The organism is Mycobacterium sp. 23, from assembly GCF_048287075.1.
Taxonomy (GTDB): Bacteria; Actinomycetota; Actinomycetes; order Mycobacteriales; family Mycobacteriaceae; genus Mycobacterium; species Mycobacterium gordonae_B.
The window spans coordinates 3,196,372-3,219,135 of record NZ_JBLVUX010000005.1 but is presented as its reverse complement, the minus strand read 5'-3'; the positions used below and the strand labels follow the sequence as shown (position 1 = coordinate 3,219,135).

Sequence of the window (22,764 nt, the reverse complement as noted above, 5' to 3'; positions counted from 1 at the left end):
GGCTCAGCCGTTGGTGCGCCACCACTGGTACAGCGAGGAGGTGTCGCCACCGGATGCCCGGACGAAGGCCAGCACATTCTTGGCGTCGACGGTCCAGATGACCTCGGCCTTGCCGTCATCGGTCCCGCAGGCCACCTGTCCGGCGGAGTCGGTGGAGCTGCCCTGGTGCCAGACGGTCGGTGACTTGGCGTCCCCACAGTTTGTAAGCTGGTCGCTACCAATGAGTTTGGTGAACGCGCTAGCCAGGTCCGCGCTGTTGGGGAACTGGAAGTACTTCGCCGAGGCCGGTCCGCTGCTGTCGGCGTTCTGGCCGCAGGCCAGTACCGCCTGCACCGTCGGGAAAGCGGACTGTACCTCGGAAACCGCCTGAGAGCCGCAGTTGCTCGAGGAGTAACCCTTCGACAGCGAGCCGGCGAACGCGTCGGTGGGATCTGCGGATGCGGTAGCGACGCCGGCGCAGGCGAAGCCACCGACGAGCGCCGCGGTCGAGATCCCCCGCAACGCGTTCCTGAGGTAGGTCATTTTCAGCTCCTTAGTTGTTTGTTGTGGGAAGTGCTCCGCAGGTACACCGGAAGTCCCTGCGGCCGAACAAAATCAGCCGTTCGTGCGCCACCATTGGTAGAGCGCCTGGACGTCGGTGGTGGATCCGCGTATGTAGCTCAGCACATTCTTGGCCTCGGTGGTCCAGATGATCTCCGCGGCACCCTGATAGGTACCGCAGGCGACCTGTCCCGCGGTGGCACCGGCACTGCCGGTGTGCCACGTGGTCGGCGACTGGCCGCTGTCGCCGCATGCGGTGAGGCTCTCATCCTTGATGCTGGCGGTGAATCCGCCGTTGAGGTCGCCGGTGTTGTTGTACAGCAGATAGGTCGCTTTGACGGGTCCGTTCGCGTCCGCGTTCTGTCCGCAGTTGATCGCGGCCGCAACTCCCGCGGGAGGCTCTTTGGGGGTGCAGTTGCTCGACGAGTAGCCCTTGGAGAGCGAAGCGGCGAGCGTGTCATTGGGGTCGGCGTTCGCCGTGGCGGTGCCCAGGTGGGCAAAGCCACCCATGAGCGCTACCGCGGTTGCGGCTCGCAGCACCGTGTTGAGGTGAGACAACTCCTGGCTCCTTAATCGGCGGACCGACATATGCGGCCGCGTTGATATCGGTGAGTGTATTTCTCAAACTCCCCGTAGAACAGGGCTTTCATGCCAATAGGCATCGTAGGGCTACGCCGGAGCGGTCCAACACATTCCGCTGGCAACTGTCTGTCTGGGCATCGATTCCAGGACCGCAATATTACGAAACACATTGTGTATCAGAGGATTTAGCGCTTGTCCGGGGTGCCCGTCGGGTGGGGGTGCCCAGCTAGCCACGCAAGCGGTGGAGATGCCCGGCAAGCAATTTCAGATTGGTGATGCCGTCGAGACTGCTCTCCGGTATGGTAAGCCTCGCTTCACGCCAGCTAACTCTTTCGATCTGGAGAATCCATGACTCAACCACCCCCTCCCGGTTACCCGCCGCAGCAGCCGCCGGCAGGTCAGCAGCCGGACAATTACCTGGTCTGGTCGATCCTGGCGACGCTGTTCTGCTGTCTTCCGCTCGGGATCGTGGCTATCGTCAAGTCCACGCAGGTCAGTGGTTTGTGGGCGCAGGGCCAGTACGCCGAGGCGCAGGCCGCTGCCGACAGTGCCAAGAAATTCGTGAAGTATTCCGTCATCGCCGGCGTGGTCGGCGCCGTCATCTACGGCGTCATCATCGCGCTGGGTGCGATGAACACCGACACCAGCTCGGCGGCGATGATGATGGTCGATGCCCTGAGCCTGGGCTGATCCGATGGTGACCCGCCAAGGGTCGGTGCCCACGAGACTGGGTGCGCGATTGAGCGCCCCAGTGCTCGTGGCCGCAGCTTCTGCTGTGGCATGTACCGGCATTTGGCTGGGTGACCCGACGACCCCCAACGGCCCGTTGCCGACCTGCCCCACCAAGGCATTACTGGGTATCGACTGTCCCGGCTGCGGCAGCATGCGAATGCTGTACAGCCTGATGCACGGTGATCTGTTGGCGGCCGCCAGATTTAACGCGCTCGGTCTGGTGGCAGTCGGGCTCCTGGTCTGGGCCTACCTGGCCTGGACGTATGGCCGGGTGGCCGGCCGGCGGGTCCGGGGCTGGCAGCACAATCGCTGGGCCGCCGTGGTGACTCTGTCGCTGGTGGTGGTCTGGTTTGTGGTGCGAAATCTGCCCTTTGCTCCATTCAGCGCGTTGTACGTCTGAATTTGCCGCCTTCGCATCTGGTCTAACGTGGGCGCAATGGTGCACAAATTGAAGATGGTTCCGGTGGTGCTGGCTCTCAGCGCGATCGTCGCTTTCCTGGGGGTGGGCTGCGGGCGCGGGGCCAACCAGGCCGGGACCAGTGGCGGCGGCCAGGCGGCGGGCGAGTTCGCGACCACGATCCGCAACAAGGTCACTACCGACGCGATGATGGCGCACCTCACCAAGCTGCAGGACATCGCCAACGCGAACAACGGCACGCGCGCCGTTGGTACTCCCGGCTACGAAGCCAGCGTCGACTATGTCGTCGAGACGTTGCGTAAGAGCGGTTTTGACGTGCAGACTCCCGAGTTCTCGGCCCGGGTGTTTCACTCCGAGAAGGGTTCGGTGGCAGCCGGCGACCTGACCGCCGATGCCCGCGCACTCGAATACAGCCTGCCCACGCCGGCCGAGGGAACGACCGGACCACTGCTGTTCGCACCCAGCGGCGAGAACCCCGGTTGCTCGCCCGGCGACTACGACAAACTGCCTGCCAAAGGCGCGGTCGCCGTGGTGGATCGCGGCGGCTGCCAGTTCGCCCAGAAGGAAGACGCGGCCGCCCAGCGGGGCGCGGCGGCCCTGATCGTCATCGACAACGTCGACGAGCAATCGATGGGTGGCACCCTCGGAGCAAACACCGACGTGAAGATTCCGGTGGTCAGTGTCACCAGATCGGTCGGGTTCCAGTTGCGCTCCAAATCGGGCCCGGTGACCATCAAACTCAACGCGAACACCCAGAGTTTCAAGGCTCGCAACGTCATCGCGCAGACCAAGACCGGATCGCCGACCGACGTGGTGATGGCCGGTGCGCATCTGGACAGCGTGCCCGAAGGCCCTGGCATCAACGACAACGGCTCCGGAGTGGCGGCGATCCTGGAATCCGCTGTGCAACTGGGGAATTCACCACAGGTGCACAACGCGGTGCGGTTCGCTTTCTGGGGCGCGGAGGAGCTCGGCCTGATCGGTTCGCGCAACTACGTCGAATCGCTGGACGCCGAGGGCCTCAAGAACATCGCGCTGTATCTGAACTTCGACATGCTGGCATCGCCGAATCCCGGTTACTTCACCTACGACGGTGACCAGTCGCTGCCGATGGATGCGCGTGGCCAGCCGGTGGTGCCCGAGGGGTCGGCCGGCATCGAGCGGACCCTGGTCGCCTACCTGAAGCAGGCCGGAAAGACCGCCCAGGACACCTCTTTCGACGGTCGCTCCGACTACGACGGATTCACGCTGGCGGGCATCCCGTCGGGCGGGCTGTTCTCCGGCGCGGAGGTCAAGATGTCCCAGGACCAGGCCAAGCTGTGGGGCGGCAAGGCGGACGAGCCGTTCGACCCCAACTATCACCAGAAGGGCGACAATCTCGAGCACATCGACCGGACGTCGCTGGGCATCCAGGGTGGCGGTGTCGCCTACGCGGTAGCGCTCTACGCCCAGGATCTCGGCGGGCGCAACGGTGTTCCGGTCATGGAGGACCGCGTCCGGCACGTGCTCGCCAAGCCATGACGCGGCCGCTCGCCGTATTGCTGCTGACGCTGCTGATCGCGGCCTGCGCGGCGACCCACCCGCCCGCCCGGCAGCCGTCCGCCGCACCCGACCCGGGCCGTTCGCTGGCCGCGAAGGTGACCGCGGACGGTATGTTCGTGCACCTGCGCGCGCTGCAGGAGATCGCCAACGCCAACAAGGGCAACCGGACGACCGGCACCCCGGGTTATGACGCCAGTGTCGACTACGTGGTGAAAGCCTTGCGCGGCAAGGGGTTCGACGTTTCGACGCCGCAGTTCGAGCGGATGCGTAACGTGTCCGAGGGCAAGCCCACCCTGACGGTCGGCGGCCGTAGCTTCCCGGTGGACCAGGCTTCGCTGCTGGTGCGAACTCCGCCCGGTGGTTTGACCGGCCAGGTGATACGGCCCGCCCAAGCCGCCGGCTGCGCTGCGGGGGACTATCCGGCCGCGGTGGCCAGAGGGGCGATCGCCGTGGTCGACGACAGTCGCTGCTCGGTGGTCGACAAACAGAACGCCGCGGTCGGCAGGGGCGCCGCGGCGGTGATCGTGATCAGCCAGCCCAGCAGTCAGGGCGCGCCGCCGACCCTGTTCAACCCCGGCTACTACAACCAGCTGACGGTGCCGGTCGCGGTGGTGGGGGCCAGTGGAGCGGCCGCGCTCAAGGGGTCCACCGCGCCGGTGCGGCTGGTGCTGGACGCCGAGAACGTCAAGGTCAGCTCGCGAAACGTGGTGGCGCAGACGAAAACCGGGTCGGCCAGTGAAGTGGTGATGGTCGGCACCCATCTGGACAGCCCGGCCGACAGCCCGGGCATCAACAATGCGGGTTCCGGAGTCGCGGCGGTGCTGGAGACCGCTCTGCAGCTGGGTCCGCTGCCGCCGGTGTCCAACGCAGTCCGCTTCGCCTTCTGGGGTGCCGCGGAGAACGGGCTCGACGGCTCCATGGACTACGTGTTCGGTCTGGACAACAACGCGCTGAACGACATAGCCCTCTACCTCAACTTCGACATGCTCGGATCCCCCAACCCGGGCTTCTTCACCGACGACGGGGACCAGTCCGGCCCGGCCGGACCGGGTGTGGCGGCATCGGACATTCCGGAGGGGTCGGCCGGCATCGAGCGCACCCTGGCCGGCTATCTGAACCTCGCCGGCAAGCGGCCGGCCGACATGCCGTTGAACACCCGGACCGACTACCACCCGTTCCTGGTCGCCGGCGTGCCGGTGGGCGGCATGAACACCGGCGCGTCCCAGACGAAAACGACTGTGCAGGCCCGACTCTGGGGTGGACAACCAGGAGCCGCCTTCGATCCGAACTATCAGGGCGCCCGTGACACCGTCGATGCGGTCAACCGCGGCGCCCTGGCGGTGATGGGGTCCGGGGTCGCGTTCGCGGTAGGCACCTACGCGGACTCGATCGGCGGCGTCAACGGCGTCACACCGCACGACAAACGCCATCGGACACGGGTTTCCTGAGAATGGCACCCTGACTGGGCAGCAAGCGTTTTCGCCCCGCGCAGCCGCCTGGCCGCACCCGCTGCACAAAGTGCTCATTATCGGGTGTGACCCATTTAGAATGGGTTTCCTTTGGTGCAGGCTCGGGACGGGGTTGATCGAATGAAGTTGCGCTCGCGCAGGGTGGTCGCGTCGTCACGCGCCCTGACGGCTGGTCTGGCTGCGGTGTTGGTGGTGGCGGGCTGTACCACCATAGTCACCGGACGCGCCGTGTCGGTACTCAACGATCCGTTCCGGGTGGGTGGGCTGCCGGCCACCGACGGACCCAGCGGAGTCAAGCCGAACGGGCCGGCGCCGACGGGCACCGTGCTCAACACCAACAACGGGCCCATCGACAAGTTGTCACTGCTGTCGGTCAACGACATCGAGGAATTCTGGAAGAACAACTACACCGCACCCTTGCAGGGCTCGTTCAAACCCGTCGACAAGTTGGTGTCTTATGACTCCAACGACCCGAACAGCCCGATCGTCTGTCACAACGAGACCTACGATCTGGTCAACGCCTTCTACACCTCCCGGTGCAACATGATCGCCTGGGACCGTGGCGTTTTCATGGCAGTCGCGCAGAAATACTTCGGCGACATGTCGGTGAACGGCGTGCTGGCCCACGAATTCGGGCACGCCCTGCAGACCATGGCCAAGCTGGTCACCCGCAAAGACCCCACCATCGTGCGTGAGCAGCAGGCCGACTGTTTCGCCGGGGTGTACATGTACAACGTGGCCGCCGGTAAGTCGCCGCGCTTCAACATCAGCACCGCGGACGGACTTGACCACGTGCTGGCCGGCATCATCACGACGCGCGACCCGGTGATGGACGCCGACTCCCAGAACGACGACGAGCACGGTTCGGCTCTCGACCGGGTCAGCGCCTTCCAGATGGGCTTTATCACCGGCACCTCCGCGTGCGCGGGGATCAACAAGGCCGAGGTGGAGCAGCGGCGAGGCGATCTGCCGACCACACTGCGGGTCGACACCGGCGGGGACCCGGAGACCGGCGAAGTGCAGATCACCGAGGACACGCTGAAGACGCTGATGGAGTTGATGGGCAAGATCTTCTCGCCGAAGAGCCCGCCCACGCTGGTCCTCAAGGCGGGCGGCTGCTCGGATGCCAAGCCCAGTCCGCCGGCGTCCTACTGCCCGGCCACCAACACGATCAACGTGGACCTGCCCGCACTGGCGACCATGGGCAAGGTCGCCGGCGAGAAGGAACACAGCCTGCCGCAGGGTGACGACACCGCGCTGTCGATCGTCATGTCGCGGTACGCGCTCGCGGTGCAGCACGAGCGTGGGCTGGCGATGCAGAGCCCGTGGACCGCGCTGCGCACGGCGTGCCTCACCGGCGTCGCACACCGCAAGATGGCCGAGAACATCGAGCTGCCCTCCGGCAACTCCCTGGTGCTGACGGCCGGTGACCTGGACGAAGCCGTCGCGGGACTCCTGACCAACCACATGGTCGCCAGTGACGCAGACGGCATCAGCGTCCCCGCCGGATTCACCCGTATCGCCGCGTTCCGGTCTGGCGTGGGTGGCGAGATGGACGGGTGCTACTCCCGCTACCCGGGCTGATCTCCCGGCTCCGGGTCAGGCGGGTCAGGATTTTCCGGCTGCCGGAGGCAGCAGGCGCAGCGCCGCATCGACGGCCAGGGCGGGGACGTCGAGAGTCTTCGAGCCCAGATCGTGCCGCGCGCCGGTGATTTCGACGACCTCGGTGCGTGCGGCGATCAGCGCCGCGGCGTCGCGCAATTCGCTGATGGTGCCGAACGGGTCCGAGGTGCCATGGGTGAAGACCGTCGGCACGGTGATGCGGGGCAGGTGCTCGGTGCGCCGGCGCTCCGGCTTGCCCGGCGGATGGAGCGGGTAGGAGAAGAGCGTCAGCTCGTCCACCGGGACCTCCAGGGCGGCCACCACCATCGAGGTCTGCCGGCCGCCGTAGGAGTGTCCCCCGGCGATCAGTGGTCCGTCCGCCAGCGTGCGGCACAATTCGATCGCTTCGACGACGCCCGCCTGGTCGGCGATGGCGGAGCCCGACGGGGGGCCCTTCGGCCGTCGTCGCCGGTAGGGCAGGTTGTAACGCACCGCCAGCCAGCCCCGGCGTGCCCACTCGTCGCAAATGCGTTGCAGCAGAGCGGAATCACGGTTGCCTCCGGCGCCGTGTGTCAGCACCGCGACGCCCTGCGGGATGCCCGCCGGTTCGTGCGCGATGCCGGCAATGTCCTCGAGGTTCATTGAGCGAGCCTGAACAGTGGGGACACCGGGCCGTGGCCGCCGCCCAGTGGATAGGCGGCGCGCAGACACTCGGTGACCCAGCGCTTTCCGAAAGCGACCGCGTCAGGCACCTGGTATCCATGGGCCAGCGCACACGCCGTCGCCGCTGCCAGTGTGTCGCCGCCGCCGTGGTCGTCGCCGGTGGGGAGTCGCTGAGCATCGAACTCGTAGAAGTCCGTGCCGTCGTAGAGCAGGTCGCTGCTGCGCTGCGACGAGCGCAGGTGTCCGCCCTTGACCAGCGCCCAACGCGGGCCCAGAGCGTGCAGGGCTTCGGCGGCGGCGCGTTGGGTGTCGGTGTCGACGACATCGATACCGACCAGCAGCTTCACTTCGTCCAGATTGGGTGTCACCAGGGTCGCCATCGGAAATAGTTGGCTACGAAGCGAATCCAGTGCCGAAGCGGCAAGCAGCGGGTCCCCGTGCATGGACGCGCACACGGGGTCGACGACCAGCGGCACAGTCAGGTCGAGCCCGCGCCAGGTGCGTGCCACCGCCTCGATGATGGACGCGGATGCCAGCATCCCGGTCTTGGCGGCCTGGATGCCGATGTCGGTGACCACCGCTTCGATCTGCCCGGCCACCACGTCGTCGGGAATCTCGTGAAAGCTCTTGACGCCCAATGTGTTCTGCACCGTGACGGCGGTGACGGCGACGCAGGCATGGACGCCGAGCAGCGCGATGGTGCGCATGTCGGCCTGGATGCCGGCACCACCGCCGGAGTCTGATCCGGCGATGGTCAGCACCCGCAGCGGCGTCGTTCCGGGCGCCGGAAGCGGCAGGAAACTCACTGCGTGAGGGGGAGATACACCCGGTTGCCGTGCTCGGCGAACTCACGGGACTTCTCGGCCATGCCGCTGGCCAGCATCGCCTCGACGTCTTCCTCGGTCTCCAGGCCGTGTTTGGCGGCAAAATCCCGTACATCCTGCGTGATGCGCATCGAGCAGAACTTCGGCCCGCACATCGAGCAGAAGTGAGCCGTCTTGGCAGGCTCCGCCGGCAGCGTCTCGTCGTGGTACTCCCGCGCGGTGTCGGGGTCCAGCGACAGCGCGAACTGGTCGTTCCAGCGGAACTCGAAACGCGCCTGCGACAACGCATTGTCGCGGTCCTGTGCATGCGGGTGGCCCTTGGCCAGATCGCCTGCGTGCGCGGCGATCTTGTAGGCGATGACGCCGTCCTTGACGTCCTTGCGGTCGGGCAGGCCGAGGTGCTCCTTGGGAGTGACGTAGCACAGCATCGCGGTGCCGGCCTGAGCGATGATGGCCGCGCCGATCGCCGACGTGATGTGGTCATAGGCCGGTGCGATGTCGGTGGCCAGCGGGCCGAGCGTGTAAAAGGGAGCCTCTTCGCAGAGCTCTTCTTCCAGCCGCACGTTCTCGACGATCTTGTGCATCGGGACGTGTCCGGGTCCTTCGATCATCACCTGCACGCCATGGGATTTCGCGATCTTGGTCAGCTCGCCCAAGGTGCGCAGCTCGGCGAACTGCGCGGCGTCATTGGCGTCGGCGATCGAGCCCGGCCGCAATCCGTCTCCCAGTGAGAAGGTGACGTCGTACTGAGCCAGGATGTCGCAGAGTTCCTCGAAGTTGGTGTACAGGAACGACTCCCGGTGATGCGCCAGGCACCAGGCGGCCATGATGGAGCCGCCCCGCGACACGATGCCGGTGACGCGCTTGGCGGTCAGCGGGACGTAGCGCAGCAGCACCCCGGCGTGCACGGTCATGTAGTCCACACCCTGCTCGCACTGCTCGATCACGGTGTCCCGGTACAGCTCCCAGGTCAGTTCGGTGGGGTCGCCGTTGACCTTCTCCAGCGCCTGGTAGATGGGGACGGTGCCGACCGGCACCGGGGAGTTGCGCAGGATCCACTCGCGGGTCTCGTGGATGTTCTTGCCGGTGGACAGGTCCATGATGGTGTCGGCGCCCCAGCGAGTGGCCCACACCATCTTGTCGACCTCTTCGGCGATCGAGGATGTGACGGCCGAGTTGCCGATGTTGGCGTTCACCTTGACCGCGAACGCCTTGCCGATGATCATCGGCTCGCTCTCGGGGTGGTTGTGGTTGGCCGGAATGACGGCACGTCCGATCGCGACCTCGTCGCGCACCAGTTCGGCGGGCATGCCTTCGCGCGCGGCGATGAACGCCATCTCCGCGGTGATCTCCCCGGCGCGGGCCCGCTGCAACTGGGTGCCACGGTCACGGACCACACCGGGCCGGGCCGGCAGGCCGGCGGCCAGGTCGATGACGGCGTCCGAGTCGGTATAGGGCCCGGACGTGTCGTACAGGTCGAAATGGTCGCCGGTGGACAGGTGCACGCGCCGGAAGGGGACGCGCATCCCGTCCAGCTCGCGGTACACCTTGCTGCTGCCCGCAATGGGGCCGGTGGTGACGGACGGTTCGATGGTGACAGTCATCTCTATCTCCCTACGCCGGCATTACCCGGTCAGGTTCGTACGGTCGACGGCCCCAGCCGTCCTCTCAGCGCATGAGGGTTGCGCTCCCGCGTGATTTATTGGGCTTGCCCAGCTCGCCGGGCTCCTCCCACGCTAGCGCAGGGCGGGGCGGATGGGCAGGGGCTCAGCCGTGTGTCCCGGGAGTGCCGAACAGCGAGCCTCTGCCGCCGCCGTTGCCGCCCCTGCCGTCGGGGCCGGCCTGACCCGAACCCGGCGCTATGGTCGCGCCGCCGGCGCCGCCGCCACCCCCGTTGCCGCCGTCGCCGATGAAGCCGATGGAATCGCCACCCTCACCGCCGTCGCCACCGGTCCCGCCGAAGAGGCCTTTGCCGCCGGTTCTGCCTATCCCGCCGGGGCCGCCGCCGCCCAGCAGTCCACTGTGTCCGCCGTTGCCGCCACCGCCACCGGCGCCGCCGACTCCTCCGAACTGGCTGCCATCGCCGGCGAACCCACCGGCGCCGCCCGCGCCGCCGTTGCCGAACAGCTTCGCGTCACCGCCGTAACCCCCGGCACCGCCGGTTCCACCAGCGTGCTGGGCGGCCGTGGCGGACGTTCCGTTGCCGCCCGCGCCACCCGCTCCGCCGTTGCCGATCTGCCCGCTCAACCCGCCGTTGCCCCCGTGTCCGCCGCTGCCTCCCGTACCGGCGGTCGCCAGCCCGCCGGTCCCGCCGGCTCCGCCGGCCCCGCCGTCACCGAACAGGATTCCGCCGCGGCCGGCATCGCCACCGCTTCCGCCGAGGCCGCCATTGGTCGCCCCGTCGCCACCCACTCCGCCAGCGCCGCCGGCGCCGCCGTTGCCGAAGAGGAAGGTGGTTCCGCCGGCCCCGCCGGTGCCGCCCAGTCCTGGCACCTGCCCGGCGGCGCCCGCCCCGCCAACGCCGCCGTCACCGCCGTTGCCGTACAGCGCGCCGCCCCATCCACCTACGCCGCCGGTGCCGCCGTGGCCGCCGGAGGAGCCGGCACCGCCCATTCCGCCGGCACCGCCGTTGCCGAACAGCCCGCAACCGCCGCCCGTGCCGCCGTAGCCGCCCGAGACGGTCGCACTCCCGGCTCCACCCGTCCCGCCCGTCCCGCCGTTGCCGAAGAGGAAGCCGCCAAGGCCGCCGCCGCCACCCGGGGCGAGGGCCCCGCCGGTGCCGCCTGCGCCTCCGTTGCCGATCAGCCCGCCGCTTCCACCTGCGCCACCTTGCTGGCCGGGCGCGCCCTCCGCGCCATTGCCGCCGTTGCCGAACAGCAGGCCGCCCGGTTCGCCGGCACCGCCCGGTGTCGTCGCGTTCCTGCCGTCGCCGATCAGGGGCCGGCCCAGCAGCATCCGGGCGGGCGCGTTGATCGCGTCGAGGACGACCTGGCCGACGTTGGCGGACTCCGCACTTGCGTAGGCTCCGGCGCCGGCGTTGAGGGCCTGCACGAATTGGGCGTGAAAGGCGGCCGCCTGGGTGCTGACCGCCTGGTAGGCCTGGGCATGGCTGTCGAACAACGCGGCGATGGCCTCCGATATCTCGTCGGCTCCGGCAGCCAGGACCGTCCTGGTCCCGACCGAGGCCGCGGTGTTGACACTGCTTATGGTGGAGGCAATGTTCGCCAGGTCCGTTGCCGCCGCTGCCATGAATTCGGGGGCTGCGATCACATACGACATGCGGACACTGTCTCGGGCAGGTGTTGCGCACTTCCTGCGCAATCATTGAACGCGCTGGTCAGCACATCGCGAGACGATGAAGGCCGCACGGCGAAGTGGCCGTCGTCCGCGCGTAATGGGATGATGGCCGATGTGCAGGACGATGGTCGTGAGCAGTCGACCAGTCCCGTGCTGCCGGCCGGGGCCCGGCCCTACCTGAACATCGGCAGCTTCCGCTTCTGGTTCGTCGGGCAGCGCTGGGAGTGGTCGGATGAGATGGCCCGGATGCACGGTTATGAGCCGGGATCGGTGGAGCCCACGACGAAGCTGCTGATGTCGCACAAGCATCCGGCCGACCGCGCTCACGTGCAGGATCTGCTGGATTATGCGCTGCGTTCGGGCGAGCCGTTCTCGAGCCGGCACCGGTTCATCGACACCGGAGGCACCGTGCACGACGCCATCGTGGTGGCCGACCGGATGCTGGACGACAACGGCGCCGTGCTGGGCACCGCCGGTCATTACATCGACCTCACCAACAGCTTCGACGAGGCGCGTCAGGAGGTTCTCGACGACGCCCTGCCGGACCTGTTCGAGAACCGGGCGGCGATCGAGCAGGCCAAGGGCGTGCTGATGTACGTCTACCGGGTGAGTTCCGAGCAGGCCTTCCGGGTGCTGCAGTGGCGTTCACAGGAGACGAACACCAAACTGCGCGAACTGGCCAAGCAGTTGCTCGATGAGGTCAGCTCGCTGGACCACCCGTCCACGGTCGCGCAGAGCCAGTTCGACCACTTGTTGCTGACGGTGCACGAGCGCATCCCCGAGGAATCCGGACGCTGAGCCGGGTTAGGCTCCCAATATCTGGGACGGGCAAGGTGGCGGATTCGGGCATCCGCACCCTGACCACCGGCCGAAATCTGACACATTTTAGGCGGGTACGTAATGGATTTGCTGGAGGTCGCGTATGAGTCGGGCGGGGAGGCGGTAATGGTGCTCGTCACGGGCGACGTGGACTCCAGCACCGCGGACTACCTGCGCGATCAGTTGGTCGCCGCGCTCGACGTCGCCACCACACACCCCCGGCGCCTGGTCATCGTTGACTTGCAGGGAGTGAACTTCTTCGGCAGCGCCGGGTTGAATGCGATGCTCGACTGCCATGACGCAGGCCGGGCCGCCGGGACGGCCGTCCGGCTGGTGGCTGACCATCCGCAGGTGCTGCAGCCGATCAGGGTGACCGAGTTGGACCGCATCTTCGCGATCTTTCCGACAGTGTCTGACGCGTTGCAACGATGAACCCGCATCCGCTACCGGCTGACCTCACGACCGCGGTCAGGCTTGGTGGCGAGATGGGGCGGAAGTTCGCCGACTTCGACTGGGCGGCGCATCCGCTCGGGCCGCCGCGGGGCTGGGCGGCCGAGATTCGGACCACGGTCGCCAACACTCTGACCTCGCGGTCTCCCACGATCGTGTTTCTGCGGGCACCGGAGCTGTTCGTCTGGCACAACGACGCGTACCTGTCCCTGCTGGGGGACAAAAACCCGGGCGCGCTCGGCCGGACCGCCCGGGAGCTGTGGTGGGACAACTGGGATGAGATCGGCCCGATACTCACCGGGGTCCTGTCGACCGGCGTCGCGACCTGGTCGCACGGGCTGATGCTGCCGGTGGTGAGCGAATCGACTCCGAGGGACTACATGTTCGCGGTGAACCCGGTGCTCGGCAGCGACGGGGCGGTCAGTGCGGTGATGGCGGCCGCCACCGCTATCGCCGACCCGGGCGGCCCGGCAGCGCGTGAGCGCGCCGAGCAATCCGCAGGCCTGATGAAGCTGGACGCCGCCGTGCAGGGAGCAGGCTCGGTCGCGGGTCTCCTCGAGGCAATACTGCGCTCTCCGTTTGCCAGCGGCGATGCCCCCGCCGCGGCGATCGGCGTGATCGTCGACGGTGAGGATCACCTTCAGTTCGAATTCGCCGGGGCCTTACCGGCCGAACTGCGAGACCGCTACCACGTTGCCGGGTTGGACAGCCCGCTGGTGGGCGTCGACGTCATCGCAACCGGCCGGCGGATGGTCATCCCGGACACGCTCGAGCTGCCGGCGCGGTACAGCCACGCGGTGAACGACACGGCTGGCAGTGTCCGGGCCTGCGTGGCGCAACCGTTGCGGGCCGGCAGCGGTCGCGTGGTCGGCGTGCTCACCCTGCTGTGGCCGCAAACCCGGCGGTTCACAGACTCCGAACTCGAGTTGTTCGCCCGGACCGCCGATATCACCGCGTCGGCCCTGGACCGCATCCGGTTGGCCGCGCGGGAACACCGCATCGCCGTCGACTTCCAGGAACACCTGCTGGACCTGGATCGCGGGTCGACCGCGGCGGTGGTCGCGGCCGTCTACCAGCCGGCGGGGGAGGCGATCAGGGTCGGCGGTGACTGGTTCTCAGCCACCGGGCTCGATCACCCCGACCGGATAGGTGTCTCGGTGGGCGACGTGGTGGGCCACGGCCTGCCCGCCGCGATCGTGATGAGCAGGTTGCGCGCCGCGGTCACCGTGTCTGCGCTGACGGCGTATGACCCGGCCAGCGTGCTGGGCGCCCTGGACCGGTATGCGCTGACCGTGGCCGGTGCACGTTGCGCGACGGTCGCCTACGCAGCCATCGACACCAGCGTTGAACCGGCCCGCATCAGCTATCTCTGTGCCGGGCATCCCTACCCGTTGCTGGTGCTGCCGGAACAGGGTCCGGTCTACCTGGAAGAGGGGCGCCGGTCCCCGGTGGCGACCAGCGCCTCCGACGGCGCGCCGGTGACCGCGACCGCTGATCTGCCGCCGGGGAGCCTGGTCCTGCTGTATACCGACGGACTGATCGAACGGGCGGGCGAGACGCTCGACAGCGGATTCGACCGGCTCAAGGCCGCGGCCGCCGAGTGCGCGGATCTGCCTGTCGAATCCGTGTGCGCCGAACTGCTGCACCGGATGACGCCCCCTGGCGGCTACCGCGACGATGTGGTGGTGCTCGCGGTGCGTCCCCGCCACGCCGGTAGCCGTAGCTTCGCTACGGTCGTGCCGGCCATGGCGAAGTATGTTCCCGCCGTGCGCGCACGGCTGCGGGATTGGCTGGCGACAACCGGCCTGCACAGGCAAGACGAAATTCTGCTGGCGGTGGGCGAAGCCGTCACCAACGCCATTGAGCACGGGAGCGGCTGCGAGGCCCGCAAGACGGTGGCGATAGAGGCCTTTCTCCGGCGCGACGCGGTGTCGATCAGTGTCAGTGACTCCGGTCGTTGGGTTGGCGATTCGTCGGCCAGCCGGCGCAGTCGCCGACGTGGCCGTGGGCTCACTCTGATCAGCGGCTTGGCGGACCAGGTCGAGACGGTTCGCACCACCGGCGGAACGCGGGTGACGCTGCGCTTCGGCTCCGCGTCCTAGTCGGCTTCTTCCAGGGCCTCGCCGATCTCCTCCAAAATCTGGTTGTGGTGATTGCTGGCCAGCAGGTGCCCGGTGCCGATCACCAGAGCCACCGGCCAGTCGATCAGCTCGAAGGCGGTCAGGGCGATCAGTCCGCCGAAATAGGCGAGCTGCTCGGGTGGGGGAACGTTCACCTTGCCCACTATGGGCAGGTTCACCGCGAAGGTGTGTCCCGCCCGGATTCTGTCCACCGCCTCGCGTTGTGGGGTGTGCCGGCGTTCTTTCTTTTCCGCCATCATTTGCCTTTCGGTAACGTCGGATTTGCCGTCCTGCCGGTTGATGCGGTCACCGTCGGAGATATGACGACGACAGAACACCCGACCGACCCGTTAGCGGCGTCGTTCGCCGTGTTGCTGAGGGGGCCTCTAACCGAACTTTATGCGCTGTTGTGGCGCGTTGGCGTGCTGGAAGTTCGAACGAACGAGCGGCGCCCTCGGCAACTGGTCGCCACGCGGTCCGCTTCGGCGGAGTACAGCCGGGCCACCGGTTGATTATCTGAATCGACGCCTCGTCAGTTCGTGCTGCGCAGGTCGCTGGTGCCGGCTCTGCGGCCCGCCGTTTTCCTCGCAGTCTTCGCGGGGGCTTTTTTGGCCGGCGGCTCGTCGGGTACCGGCGCGAGCTTGGCCTTGGCCGGCTGCACGGCCTGCGCCGGGGGCTCGGGCTGATGGCTCAGCCTGCGGAGCAACAGCGCGCCGCCACCGACGGCCAGCAGGATCGGCCATTCGACCAGACCCGCCGCGCCGATCGCGCCGATGGCCAGGGCCGCGGCCGGAGTCGACTTGCTGCCGGTGCTGAGTCCCTGCTGGATGCCCTCGGCGGCGCCCTTGACACCGCCGACGATGCCGTTGACGGCCGCGCCTCCCACGGCACCCGCGGCGGACGTTGTCGCCGTCGCGGCACGACTCACCGTTCGTCCCACGCCCCGCACCGCTTGATCGACGACACCCATGATGCCTCCCTGGCCTAGGTTTTCTCTGCTTTGTATACCCCTATGAGACTCACATGACCAGAATTTCTCAGCTGGTTCGCAGATCGACCAATACCGGTGCGTGGTCGCTGGGCGCTTTGCCTTTGCGCTCCTCCCGGACGATCTGCGCGTCCACCACCCGGGCAGCCAGTGCCGGTGAGCCGAGGATGAAATCGATCCGCATGCCCTGCCGCTTCGGGAAGCGCAGCTGGGTGTAGTCCCAGTACGTGTACACCCCCGGCCCGGGCGTGAAAGGCCTTACCACGTCCGTGAATTGGGCGTCGACGATCGCGTTGAACGCCTGCCGCTCGGGCTCGGACACGTGGGTGCAACCCTGGTAGAACTCGGTGCTCCAGACGTCCTCGTCGGTGGGCGCGATGTTCCAGTCCCCGACCAGTGCGATCGGGGCCGACGGGTCCGCGCGCAACCACCCCTCGGCCGTGTTACGAAGTGCGGCAAGCCATTCCAGTTTGTAGGAATAGTGCGGATCGTCGAGCGAGCGACCGTTGGGCACGTACAGGCTCCACACCCGCACACCGCCGCACGTCGCGCCCACGGCGCGGGCTTCGGACGCGGCGGCCACATCGGGCCTGCCGCTCCAGGTGGGTTGGCCTTCGAATCCGACCTGCACGTCCTCGAGGCCGACGCGGGAGGCGATCGCCACGCCGTTCCACTGATTGAAACCGACGTGTGCCACCTCGTAGCCGCGTTCGATCAATGGCAGCGCGGGGAATTGGGTGTCCGAGCACTTGGTCTCCTGCATGGCCAGCACGTCGACCTCGGCGCGATCGAGCCAGTCAACGACACGATCGAGCCGGGTGCGGATCGAGTTGACGTTCCAGGTGGCCAGCCGCAACAGATCGGGCATGGGGTGTCTCCTATCGGTGGCGAGGATCAGGGGCGGTGGAAGTAGCGGCGGCGGTGGTGCAGCCGGAAGCCCAGTTCCTCCGCAGCGGCGGTCGATTCGGTGTCCGGGACGCACACGTATTGCGGTGTGGGCGCCGCTGTTTCGCGCACCAGAAGCTGTTCGACGAGTTCGCATTCCAGGCCGGCGGGCGGGGACAGCAGGCGGTCCGGGATCAGCAATCTCGGGGTCAGGCCGCGCTCGTCGTACCAATCGAAGATCTCCGGTACGGTGCCAGATTGGGCCGAAACATCAAGCGGTACAGCTGAATTACTGGCCAGGGTGGAGCCGTGGGCGCGCAGCAGCCAGCCGCTCAGCCAGAGTTGCTGGGCACCCGGTGAGTCCGCAGCGGCGGCTCGCTCGAGACTGCGGATGTCGGCGGTGCGGACGGGTGCGGGGGTCAGGATGCGCACCGCCGTCACGTCGGCCGGGGCGACGTCGACCACCACGCCGGACTTCGTCTGCACCCGCACCGTCGGGTCGGTGGTCAGCAGGCGCCCCACCGCATCCGTCAGCGGCGGGACGGACCCGGGGGGTCGGCGGTAGCGCAGCGTCACCCGCGTGCCGAGGGCCGGCCACGAGACCATCAGTGACCGAACGGGTCGGGTCCCTCGCCCGGCAGCCAGGACAGGCCGGGAACACCCCAGCCGTGCGATTTGATGGCCCGTTTCGCGGCCCGGGCGTGCCGGCCGATCAGGCAGTCGACGTAGAGGAATCCGTCCAGGTGGCCGGTCTCGTGCTGCAGCATGCGGGCGAACAGGCCGGTGCCCTCGATGGAGACCGGCTTGCCCTCGCCGTCCAGTCCGCTGACCCGGGCCCAGTCGGCGCGGCCGGTGGGAAAGGACTCGCCCGGAACCGACAGGCATCCCTCGTCGTCGTCGTGGCCGGCTGACGGCATCGTCTCGGGGATCTCGGAGGTCTCCAGCACCGGATTGACGACGACTCCGCGGCGGCGGTTGGTCAGCCCGCGGTCGTCGGAGCAGTCGTAGACGAAGACCCGCAGCCCGTAGCCGATCTGGTTGGCCGCCAGACCGACGCCGTGGGCGGCGTCCATCGTGTCGTACATGTCCTTGATCAGCGCCGGCAGGTCGGCCGGAAGCGACCCGTCGGCGCCGACCGGGATCGGCGTCGTCGGGTTGTGCAAGACGGGATCGCCCACGATGCGGATGGGTACGACGGCCATGGTCGGCTAGCTTAAGGCGTCTGGTCGCAGCGGCCCGGAACGGGCCGCGCGGCAAGTGTGACCAAACCGACGGAGGCCGGGCCGGCCAGCGCGTCTGCCAGGCATCCTGCCGGCCGCAGAGGTCGCGTATTCCAAAGCAACTCGGCCGACTCGCGGGTCTGGTTTCCGGCTCAGCAGATAGCGGCGTGTTTCAATAATCGCCGGAGAATGCCCCCGATCTAGGTCAGGTCATTCGAGTCAATCGAGTTTTCGCCGGAAGGGTCCAGGGGAAGCGATATGGACAGCGCCATGGCGCGGGCACATCGATCGGGGGACAACACTGAGGTCGCGGATGGGTTGACCCGGCGCGAACACGACATCCTGGCCTTCGAACGTCAGTGGTGGAAGTTCGCCGGCGTGAAGGAAGACGCGATCAAAGAGCTGTTCTCGATGTCGGCGACGCGCTACTACCAAGTGCTCAATGCGCTCGTCGACCGGCCGGAGGCGTTGGCGGCCGACCCGATGCTGGTGAAGCGCCTGCGGCGACTGCGCGCCAGCCGTCAGAAGGCCCGCGCCGCACGCCGGCTCGGCTTCGAGGTGACCTGAGACGCTCCCGGGCTACAGTGGGCTCGATGAATGAGCGCGTACCGGACTCTTCCGGGCTTCCCCTGCGGGCCATGGTGATGGTGCTGTTGTTCCTGGGCGTCATATTCCTGCTGCTCGGCTGGCAGGCGCTGGACTCCTCGGGAAAGTCCGACGACGAGGCGTCGCCGGTGAGCACCGTCTCGGCCACTACGGCACCGTCCTCGTCGACCAGCGCCAAGCCGGCCGCGGCGAATGAGGCCGAGGTGCGCGTCTACAACATCTCGTCGAAGGAAGGCATCGCCAAGACCACCGCCGACGAGCTCAAGGCCGCCGGGTTCAAGGTCACCGAGGTGACCAACCTTTCGGTTTCAGACGTCACCGCCACCACCGTCTACTACGGCGAAGAAAGCGAGAAGGCCACCGCGGACGCGGTGGGCAAGAAGCTGGGAGCGCCGGTGGAAAAGCGGATCTCGGCACTTTCCGACCAACCGCCCGGCGTCATCGTTTTGGTGATGGGTTGACGCTGATTCCGGAGGCTCGCCACGCTAGGCTCTCCGCTATGCCTAAGCCTGCCGGTTTGAAAGTCGCAGCCGTAACGTGTGTCGCTCTGGTGAGCGCGTGCTCGTCGCCTCAGCAACCGACGTCGACGCCGGGTACCACCCCGTCGGTCTGGACCGGATCTCCGGCACCCTCGACCTCCGGCCACCAGGAGGCGTTGCCGAGTCCTCAGGCGGGGGCGGCGGCCCAGATGTTGATGACCGTCCTGAAGGGTCCCGACGGCAAAGAGATCGCCACGGCGAAGTTCGAGTTCGCCAACGGCTACGCCACCGTGACGGTCGCGACGACGGGCACCGGCGTGCTCTCACCCGGGTTCCACGGCATGCACCTGCACAAGGTGGGCAAGTGCGAGGCCAACTCCGTGGCTCCCAACGGCGGCGCGCCCGGCGACTTCCTGTCCGCCGGCGGGCATCTGCAGCTGCCCGGAGCCAGCGGCCACGCCAGTGGCGACCTGCCGCCGTTGCAGGTCCGCAAGGACGGCTCTGGGACGCTCGTCACCACCACGGACGCCTTCACCATGGACGACCTCACCTCCGGCGCCAAGACCGCGATCATCATCCACGCGGGCGCGGACAACTTCGCCAACATTCCGGCGGATCGCTACAAGCAGAACGACGGGACACCCGGTCCCGACGAGACGACGATGACAACCGGTGACGCCGGCAAGCGGGTGGCGTGCGGTGTCATTGGGTCCGGGTAAGGGTCTGGTTAACGGTCCGGGCTTCCCGCCGTCCTCCAGGGCCCGCAGCCACATCGATTTCGCTCGTTCGCCGCGGCCGACCGTCGGCGTGGAGTGGGAGTTCGCGCTTGTCGACGCGCAGACCCGTGACCTGAGCAACGAGGCCACCGCGGTGATTGCCGAGATCGGCGAAAACCCGCGCGTACACAAGGAATTGCTGCGCAACACCGTCGAGGTGGTCAGTGGCATCTGCGAGAATGCCGCCGAGGCGATGGCCGACCTGCGCGACACCCTGGGCCCGGCCCGCCGGATCGTGCGCGACCGCGGCATGGAGTTGTTCTGCGCCGGGACCCATCCCTTCGCCCAATGGTCCAGCCAGAAGCTCACCGACGCGCCACGGTACGCCGAACTGATCAAGCGCACCCAGTGGTGGGGCAGGCAGATGCTGATCTGGGGTGTGCACGTACATGTCGGGATCTCCTCGGCCAACAAGGTCATGCCCATCATGTCGTCACTGCTCAACCAGTACCCGCATCTGCTGGCGCTGTCGGCCTCCTCGCCCTGGTGGGGCGGCGAGGACACCGGGTACGCGAGCAACCGGTCGATGATGTTTCAGCAACTGCCGACCGCGGGGCTGCCGTTCCAGTTCCAGAAATGGTCGGAGTTCGAGGGCTTCGTCTACGACCAGAAGAAAACCGGCATCATCGACCATGTCGACGAAGTCCGTTGGGACATAAGGCCGTCCCCGCATCTCGGCACACTCGAGGTGCGGATCTGCGACGGCGTGTCCAACCTGCGGGAACTGGGTGCGTTGGTCGCGTTGACGCACTGTCTGATCGTCGACCTGGACCGCCGGCTGGAGGCCGACCAGCCGCTGCCGACCATGCCGCCCTGGCATGTGCAGGAGAACAAATGGCGGGCCGCCCGCTATGGGCTGGACGCCGTGATCATCCTGGATGCCGACAGCAACGAGCGGCTGGTCACCGAGGACCTCGACGACGTGCTCAACCGGCTGGAGCCGATTGCCAAGTCGCTCAAGTGTTCTGACGAACTGGCGGCGGTGGCCGACATCCCGCGCCGCGGTGGGTCCTACCAACGGCAGCGGCGGGTGGCTGAGGAGCACGACGGCGACCTGCGCTCGGTGGTCGACGCGCTCGTGGCCGAGCTGGATATCTAGGCGAGTGCCCCGGCAGCCGGCCGGACAGCGCCGGCGACGCGCCTGAGCAAGTGACGCACCACGATCCGGTGCCCTCCACTACCGATGACCAACGCCCGATACACCCTGCCGCGCAGACCGGGGAACTCCGCGAAGGTCAAGGCGCGCAACCGAACTCCGTCGGTAGCGGGATCCAGCTCGTAGACCAGGCGGTAGGCCGCGAACGGGTGACGGCCCTTGAGGGCGAGACGGCGCGGCGGCGTGGCTTCCTCCAGAGTGAAGCCGAAGGGGACCGTACTCGGGTCGGCGGGGTCGCGACAGGTCTTGGCCAACAGCGCCGCCCAGGTTTGCTCCGGTGAGGCGTGGATCGCGATAGCATGCTCATCGATATAGGGTAATCGTTTCATATGGAAGGATCATACTAGATCGTGGCACCTCCGCGGAAGCACGAAACCGACGCGATTCTGGATGCGACGCGGGCGCTGGTGCTCACGGCCGGCCCGCGGGCGGCCAGCGTCGCGGCGATAGCCAAGGCGAGCGGCGCCCCCGCCGGCACGCTGTATCACCGCTTCGGCAACCGGGACGGCGTGGTGATCGCCGCCTGGCTACGGGCATTGGACCGGTTCCAGCAGCGAGCGCTTGCCGCCGCCGGCGGCACACCCCTGGCGCAGGCCGCCGCAATGGCTTCGGCGGCCGTCGGCTTTGCCCGCGAACTTCCCGACGACGCCCGGCTGTTGCTGACGATCCGGCCCGCGGACCTGGTTGACAGCCAATCCGACACGGACTTCCGGGGGACCCTGGCCGCGATGAACGCGCCGCTGACGCAACGGATGCGCGAGTTGTGTCATCAGCTCTACGGCACCGACGAACCGCGGGCCCTGGACGCGGTGTACCGCGCCGTGTCGGATCTGCCCTACGCCGTCGTGCGCCGCCACGCCCACGACGATCCGCTGCCGGATTGGCTGGAGGCCGATGTCGAGGCCGCCGCGCGGGCGCTGCTGCATAGTTATGGGAAGAAAGGGGATGAGGCGGATGGACCCAATCGACGTGGCGATGTTTCCACTGGAATCGGCGTTGTTGCCGGATGAAGATCTGCCGCTGCGCATCTTCGAACCTCGTTACACCGCGCTGGTGCGGGACTGCCTCGACAGCCCCGACCCCCGCTTCGGTGTGGTGTTGATCTCGCGTGGCCGCGAGGTCGGCGGCGGTGACGCGCGCTCCGACGTCGGAACCATGGCGACGATCGAGGACTACGTGGACGCGGGCGGGGGCCGGTACGCACTGCAGTGCCGGATCGGCGAACGCATCAAGGTGCTGCAGTGGCTCCCGGACGATCCCTACCCGCGGGCCCGGGTGCAGGTGTGGCCCGACGAGCCCGGGCCGCCGGTGACCCCTGCTGCCTACCTGGACGCCGAGGACCGGGTGTGGGCGTTGTACGAGCGGATCGCCGACGTGCAGGGCGTGGCACTGCCGGCCCGTGACGAGGTGTTCGACTACCCGGAGGGCGCCGCCGACCTGTCAAAGATGTTGTACGCGTTGGCATCTCGGGTGCCGATGGGGCCGGCCGACCGGTACGCCGTGCTGTCGGCGCCGGCTGCCGCCGACCGGCTGGCCGCGTTGCTCGACGCGGTGGAATCGGTCACCGCGGTGGTGGAGTTTCAGCTCTCGGAGTGA

The 22,764-nt window shown here is 67.7% G+C and carries 26 protein-coding genes, 1 pseudogene and 1 riboswitch; of the genes and pseudogenes, 15 read left to right on the top strand and 12 right to left on the bottom strand.

The genetic code is table 11. The features are described from left to right. Window positions 1-3: 3 nt before the first annotated feature. On the bottom strand, window positions 4-522 hold the full coding sequence (locus ACNQS7_RS16240; protein WP_418013322.1) for a serine/threonine protein kinase: 519 nt from the start codon (window positions 520-522) through the stop codon (window positions 4-6). Window positions 523-594: 72 nt separating this feature from the next. Next, window positions 595-1,098, bottom strand: a complete 504-nt coding sequence (locus ACNQS7_RS16235) for a serine/threonine protein kinase (RefSeq protein ID WP_418013321.1) — start codon at window positions 1,096-1,098, stop codon at window positions 595-597. Window positions 1,099-1,470: 372 nt separating this feature from the next. Between ACNQS7_RS16235 and ACNQS7_RS16230 the strand changes: the two genes are divergently transcribed. The 5 genes from ACNQS7_RS16230 to ACNQS7_RS16210 all read left to right on the top strand — a co-directional run bounded on the left by ACNQS7_RS16230 (window position 1,471) and on the right by ACNQS7_RS16210 (window position 6,867). Continuing rightward, a complete protein-coding gene (locus ACNQS7_RS16230; protein ID WP_055580426.1) occupies window positions 1,471-1,812 on the top strand; it encodes a CD225/dispanin family protein in 342 nt (113 codons plus the stop codon). Between the two features lie 4 nt (window positions 1,813-1,816). After that, window positions 1,817-2,254 (top strand): DUF2752 domain-containing protein, encoded by a 438-nt coding sequence (locus ACNQS7_RS16225; RefSeq protein WP_418013320.1) that lies wholly within the window; start codon window positions 1,817-1,819, stop codon window positions 2,252-2,254. A gap of 36 nt (window positions 2,255-2,290) precedes the next feature. Further along, window positions 2,291-3,793: a M28 family metallopeptidase gene (locus ACNQS7_RS16220; protein ID WP_418013319.1), complete on the top strand. Its 1,503-nt coding sequence runs from the start codon at window positions 2,291-2,293 to the stop codon at window positions 3,791-3,793. Continuing rightward, window positions 3,790-5,262, top strand: coding sequence for a M28 family peptidase (locus ACNQS7_RS16215; protein WP_418013318.1), 1,473 nt, complete (start codon window positions 3,790-3,792; stop codon window positions 5,260-5,262). The genes ACNQS7_RS16220 and ACNQS7_RS16215 overlap by 4 nt, the downstream gene beginning before the upstream one ends. A gap of 141 nt (window positions 5,263-5,403) precedes the next feature. After that, window positions 5,404-6,867, top strand: coding sequence for a neutral zinc metallopeptidase (locus ACNQS7_RS16210; RefSeq protein WP_418013317.1), 1,464 nt, complete (start codon window positions 5,404-5,406; stop codon window positions 6,865-6,867). Window positions 6,868-6,891: 24 nt separating this feature from the next. On the opposite strand, the gene ACNQS7_RS16205 is transcribed toward ACNQS7_RS16210, so the two are convergent. From ACNQS7_RS16205 to ACNQS7_RS16190, 4 genes are all read right to left on the bottom strand, one after another. Next, complete coding sequence (locus tag ACNQS7_RS16205; RefSeq protein ID WP_418013316.1) at window positions 6,892-7,527, bottom strand: alpha/beta family hydrolase; 636 nt, start codon at window positions 7,525-7,527, stop codon at window positions 6,892-6,894. Then, on the bottom strand, window positions 7,524-8,354 hold the full coding sequence (gene thiD, locus ACNQS7_RS16200; RefSeq protein ID WP_418013315.1) for a bifunctional hydroxymethylpyrimidine kinase/phosphomethylpyrimidine kinase: 831 nt from the start codon (window positions 8,352-8,354) through the stop codon (window positions 7,524-7,526). The genes ACNQS7_RS16205 and thiD overlap by 4 nt, the downstream gene beginning before the upstream one ends. Then, window positions 8,351-9,976 carry a phosphomethylpyrimidine synthase ThiC gene (gene thiC, locus ACNQS7_RS16195; RefSeq protein WP_418013314.1) on the bottom strand — a complete coding sequence of 542 codons (1,626 nt, stop codon included), beginning with the start codon at window positions 9,974-9,976 and terminating at the stop codon, window positions 8,351-8,353. Before thiC ends, thiD begins: the two co-directional genes overlap by 4 nt. Continuing rightward, window positions 9,967-10,076: riboswitch (TPP riboswitch) on the bottom strand. Its footprint overlaps the gene before it by 10 nt. A 63-nt stretch (window positions 10,077-10,139) precedes the next feature. Continuing rightward, a complete protein-coding gene (locus ACNQS7_RS16190) occupies window positions 10,140-11,651 on the bottom strand; it encodes a PE family protein (protein ID WP_418013313.1) in 1,512 nt (503 codons plus the stop codon). Between the two features lie 123 nt (window positions 11,652-11,774). Here ACNQS7_RS16190 and ACNQS7_RS16185 point away from each other — a divergent pair, with 123 nt between their 5' ends. The 3 genes from ACNQS7_RS16185 (at window position 11,775) to ACNQS7_RS16175 (ending at window position 15,040) form a co-directional block, all read left to right on the top strand. Continuing rightward, window positions 11,775-12,467, top strand: a complete 693-nt coding sequence (locus ACNQS7_RS16185; protein WP_418013312.1) for a PAS and ANTAR domain-containing protein — start codon at window positions 11,775-11,777, stop codon at window positions 12,465-12,467. Between the two features lie 102 nt (window positions 12,468-12,569). Next, a complete protein-coding gene (locus tag ACNQS7_RS16180; protein WP_418013311.1) occupies window positions 12,570-12,920 on the top strand; it encodes an STAS domain-containing protein in 351 nt (116 codons plus the stop codon). A 53-nt stretch (window positions 12,921-12,973) separates the two neighbouring features. Further along, window positions 12,974-15,040, top strand: coding sequence for an ATP-binding SpoIIE family protein phosphatase (locus tag ACNQS7_RS16175; RefSeq protein ID WP_418013310.1), 2,067 nt, complete (start codon window positions 12,974-12,976; stop codon window positions 15,038-15,040). Here ACNQS7_RS16175 and ACNQS7_RS16170 read toward each other — a convergent pair. After that, a complete protein-coding gene (locus tag ACNQS7_RS16170) occupies window positions 15,037-15,318 on the bottom strand; it encodes a hypothetical protein (protein ID WP_418013309.1) in 282 nt (93 codons plus the stop codon). The genes ACNQS7_RS16175 and ACNQS7_RS16170 overlap by 4 nt on opposite strands. A 60-nt stretch (window positions 15,319-15,378) precedes the next feature. Here ACNQS7_RS16170 and ACNQS7_RS16165 point away from each other — a divergent pair, with 60 nt between their 5' ends. After that, the gene (locus tag ACNQS7_RS16165; protein ID WP_418013308.1) at window positions 15,379-15,570 is read left to right on the top strand and encodes an Rv1535 domain-containing protein; all 192 of its coding nucleotides are present in this window, start codon (window positions 15,379-15,381) and stop codon (window positions 15,568-15,570) included. 20 nt (window positions 15,571-15,590) lie between these two features. On the opposite strand, the gene ACNQS7_RS16160 is transcribed toward ACNQS7_RS16165, so the two are convergent. The 4 genes and pseudogenes from ACNQS7_RS16160 to ACNQS7_RS16145 all read right to left on the bottom strand — a co-directional run bounded on the left by ACNQS7_RS16160 (window position 15,591) and on the right by ACNQS7_RS16145 (window position 18,133). Continuing rightward, window positions 15,591-16,028, bottom strand: coding sequence for a hypothetical protein (locus ACNQS7_RS16160; RefSeq protein ID WP_310779440.1), 438 nt, complete (start codon window positions 16,026-16,028; stop codon window positions 15,591-15,593). 67 nt (window positions 16,029-16,095) lie between these two features. Next, entirely contained in the window at window positions 16,096-16,902 is an 807-nt protein-coding gene (locus tag ACNQS7_RS16155) for an exodeoxyribonuclease III (RefSeq protein WP_418016020.1), read from the bottom strand. Between the two features lie 59 nt (window positions 16,903-16,961). Further along, a pseudogene (locus ACNQS7_RS16150) lies at window positions 16,962-17,537 on the bottom strand (GNAT family N-acetyltransferase); the annotation flags it as partial. Next, window positions 17,537-18,133, bottom strand: coding sequence for a peptide deformylase (locus tag ACNQS7_RS16145; RefSeq protein WP_418013307.1), 597 nt, complete (start codon window positions 18,131-18,133; stop codon window positions 17,537-17,539). The pseudogene ACNQS7_RS16150 and the gene ACNQS7_RS16145, both read right to left, overlap by 1 nt. A 276-nt stretch (window positions 18,134-18,409) precedes the next feature. Between ACNQS7_RS16145 and ACNQS7_RS16140 the strand changes: the two genes are divergently transcribed. Genes ACNQS7_RS16140 through ACNQS7_RS16125 form a run of 4 tightly spaced genes read left to right on the top strand, consistent with a single transcriptional unit; the run spans window position 18,410 to window position 21,111 of the window. Further along, on the top strand, window positions 18,410-18,718 hold the full coding sequence (locus ACNQS7_RS16140) for a DUF3263 domain-containing protein (protein ID WP_055576750.1): 309 nt from the start codon (window positions 18,410-18,412) through the stop codon (window positions 18,716-18,718). A 26-nt stretch (window positions 18,719-18,744) separates the two neighbouring features. Next, window positions 18,745-19,218 carry a LytR C-terminal domain-containing protein gene (locus ACNQS7_RS16135; protein WP_055576756.1) on the top strand — a complete coding sequence of 158 codons (474 nt, stop codon included), beginning with the start codon at window positions 18,745-18,747 and terminating at the stop codon, window positions 19,216-19,218. Window positions 19,219-19,256: 38 nt separating this feature from the next. Next, window positions 19,257-19,955: a superoxide dismutase[Cu-Zn] gene (gene sodC, locus ACNQS7_RS16130; protein ID WP_418013306.1), complete on the top strand. Its 699-nt coding sequence runs from the start codon at window positions 19,257-19,259 to the stop codon at window positions 19,953-19,955. Between the two features lie 4 nt (window positions 19,956-19,959). Continuing rightward, on the top strand, window positions 19,960-21,111 hold the full coding sequence (locus tag ACNQS7_RS16125; protein ID WP_310786566.1) for a glutamate--cysteine ligase: 1,152 nt from the start codon (window positions 19,960-19,962) through the stop codon (window positions 21,109-21,111). Here ACNQS7_RS16125 and ACNQS7_RS16120 read toward each other — a convergent pair. Continuing rightward, window positions 21,108-21,497 carry a hypothetical protein gene (locus ACNQS7_RS16120; protein ID WP_418013305.1) on the bottom strand — a complete coding sequence of 130 codons (390 nt, stop codon included), beginning with the start codon at window positions 21,495-21,497 and terminating at the stop codon, window positions 21,108-21,110. The two genes, ACNQS7_RS16125 and ACNQS7_RS16120, sit on opposite strands and share 4 nt — an antisense overlap. 21 nt (window positions 21,498-21,518) lie before the next feature. Here ACNQS7_RS16120 and ACNQS7_RS16115 point away from each other — a divergent pair, with 21 nt between their 5' ends. Both ACNQS7_RS16115 and ACNQS7_RS16110 read left to right on the top strand, forming a co-directional pair. After that, window positions 21,519-22,178 carry a TetR/AcrR family transcriptional regulator gene (locus tag ACNQS7_RS16115; protein WP_418013304.1) on the top strand — a complete coding sequence of 220 codons (660 nt, stop codon included), beginning with the start codon at window positions 21,519-21,521 and terminating at the stop codon, window positions 22,176-22,178. Next, window positions 22,123-22,764 (top strand): LON peptidase substrate-binding domain-containing protein, encoded by a 642-nt coding sequence (locus ACNQS7_RS16110; protein ID WP_418013303.1) that lies wholly within the window; start codon window positions 22,123-22,125, stop codon window positions 22,762-22,764. The genes ACNQS7_RS16115 and ACNQS7_RS16110 overlap by 56 nt, the downstream gene beginning before the upstream one ends.

Excerpts from the sequence above, each read along its gene's own strand:
- ACNQS7_RS16230 (WP_055580426.1), top strand. The coding sequence starts at position 1,471 with ATGACTCAACCACCCCCTCCCGGTTACCCGCCGCAGCAGCCGCCGGCA.
- ACNQS7_RS16170 (WP_418013309.1), bottom strand. The coding sequence starts at position 15,318 with ATGATGGCGGAAAAGAAAGAACGCCGGCACACCCCACAACGCGAGGCG.
- ACNQS7_RS16225 (WP_418013320.1), top strand. The coding sequence starts at position 1,817 with ATGGTGACCCGCCAAGGGTCGGTGCCCACGAGACTGGGTGCGCGATTG.
- ACNQS7_RS16175 (WP_418013310.1), top strand. The coding sequence starts at position 12,974 with ATGGGGCGGAAGTTCGCCGACTTCGACTGGGCGGCGCATCCGCTCGGG.
- thiC (WP_418013314.1), bottom strand. The coding sequence starts at position 9,976 with ATGACTGTCACCATCGAACCGTCCGTCACCACCGGCCCCATTGCGGGC.
- ACNQS7_RS16210 (WP_418013317.1), top strand. The coding sequence starts at position 5,404 with ATGAAGTTGCGCTCGCGCAGGGTGGTCGCGTCGTCACGCGCCCTGACG.
- ACNQS7_RS16165 (WP_418013308.1), top strand. The coding sequence starts at position 15,379 with ATGACGACGACAGAACACCCGACCGACCCGTTAGCGGCGTCGTTCGCC.
- ACNQS7_RS16145 (WP_418013307.1), bottom strand. The coding sequence starts at position 18,133 with ATGGCCGTCGTACCCATCCGCATCGTGGGCGATCCCGTCTTGCACAAC.
- ACNQS7_RS16135 (WP_055576756.1), top strand. The coding sequence starts at position 18,745 with ATGAATGAGCGCGTACCGGACTCTTCCGGGCTTCCCCTGCGGGCCATG.
- ACNQS7_RS16215 (WP_418013318.1), top strand. The coding sequence starts at position 3,790 with ATGACGCGGCCGCTCGCCGTATTGCTGCTGACGCTGCTGATCGCGGCC.
- ACNQS7_RS16110 (WP_418013303.1), top strand. The coding sequence starts at position 22,123 with ATGGACCCAATCGACGTGGCGATGTTTCCACTGGAATCGGCGTTGTTG.
- ACNQS7_RS16180 (WP_418013311.1), top strand. The coding sequence starts at position 12,570 with ATGGATTTGCTGGAGGTCGCGTATGAGTCGGGCGGGGAGGCGGTAATG.
- ACNQS7_RS16240 (WP_418013322.1), bottom strand. The coding sequence starts at position 522 with ATGACCTACCTCAGGAACGCGTTGCGGGGGATCTCGACCGCGGCGCTC.
- ACNQS7_RS16120 (WP_418013305.1), bottom strand. The coding sequence starts at position 21,497 with ATGAAACGATTACCCTATATCGATGAGCATGCTATCGCGATCCACGCC.
- sodC (WP_418013306.1), top strand. The coding sequence starts at position 19,257 with ATGCCTAAGCCTGCCGGTTTGAAAGTCGCAGCCGTAACGTGTGTCGCT.
- ACNQS7_RS16160 (WP_310779440.1), bottom strand. The coding sequence starts at position 16,028 with ATGGGTGTCGTCGATCAAGCGGTGCGGGGCGTGGGACGAACGGTGAGT.
- ACNQS7_RS16185 (WP_418013312.1), top strand. The coding sequence starts at position 11,775 with ATGGCCGATGTGCAGGACGATGGTCGTGAGCAGTCGACCAGTCCCGTG.
- ACNQS7_RS16140 (WP_055576750.1), top strand. The coding sequence starts at position 18,410 with ATGGACAGCGCCATGGCGCGGGCACATCGATCGGGGGACAACACTGAG.
- ACNQS7_RS16205 (WP_418013316.1), bottom strand. The coding sequence starts at position 7,527 with ATGAACCTCGAGGACATTGCCGGCATCGCGCACGAACCGGCGGGCATC.
- ACNQS7_RS16220 (WP_418013319.1), top strand. The coding sequence starts at position 2,291 with ATGGTGCACAAATTGAAGATGGTTCCGGTGGTGCTGGCTCTCAGCGCG.
- ACNQS7_RS16190 (WP_418013313.1), bottom strand. The coding sequence starts at position 11,651 with ATGTCGTATGTGATCGCAGCCCCCGAATTCATGGCAGCGGCGGCAACG.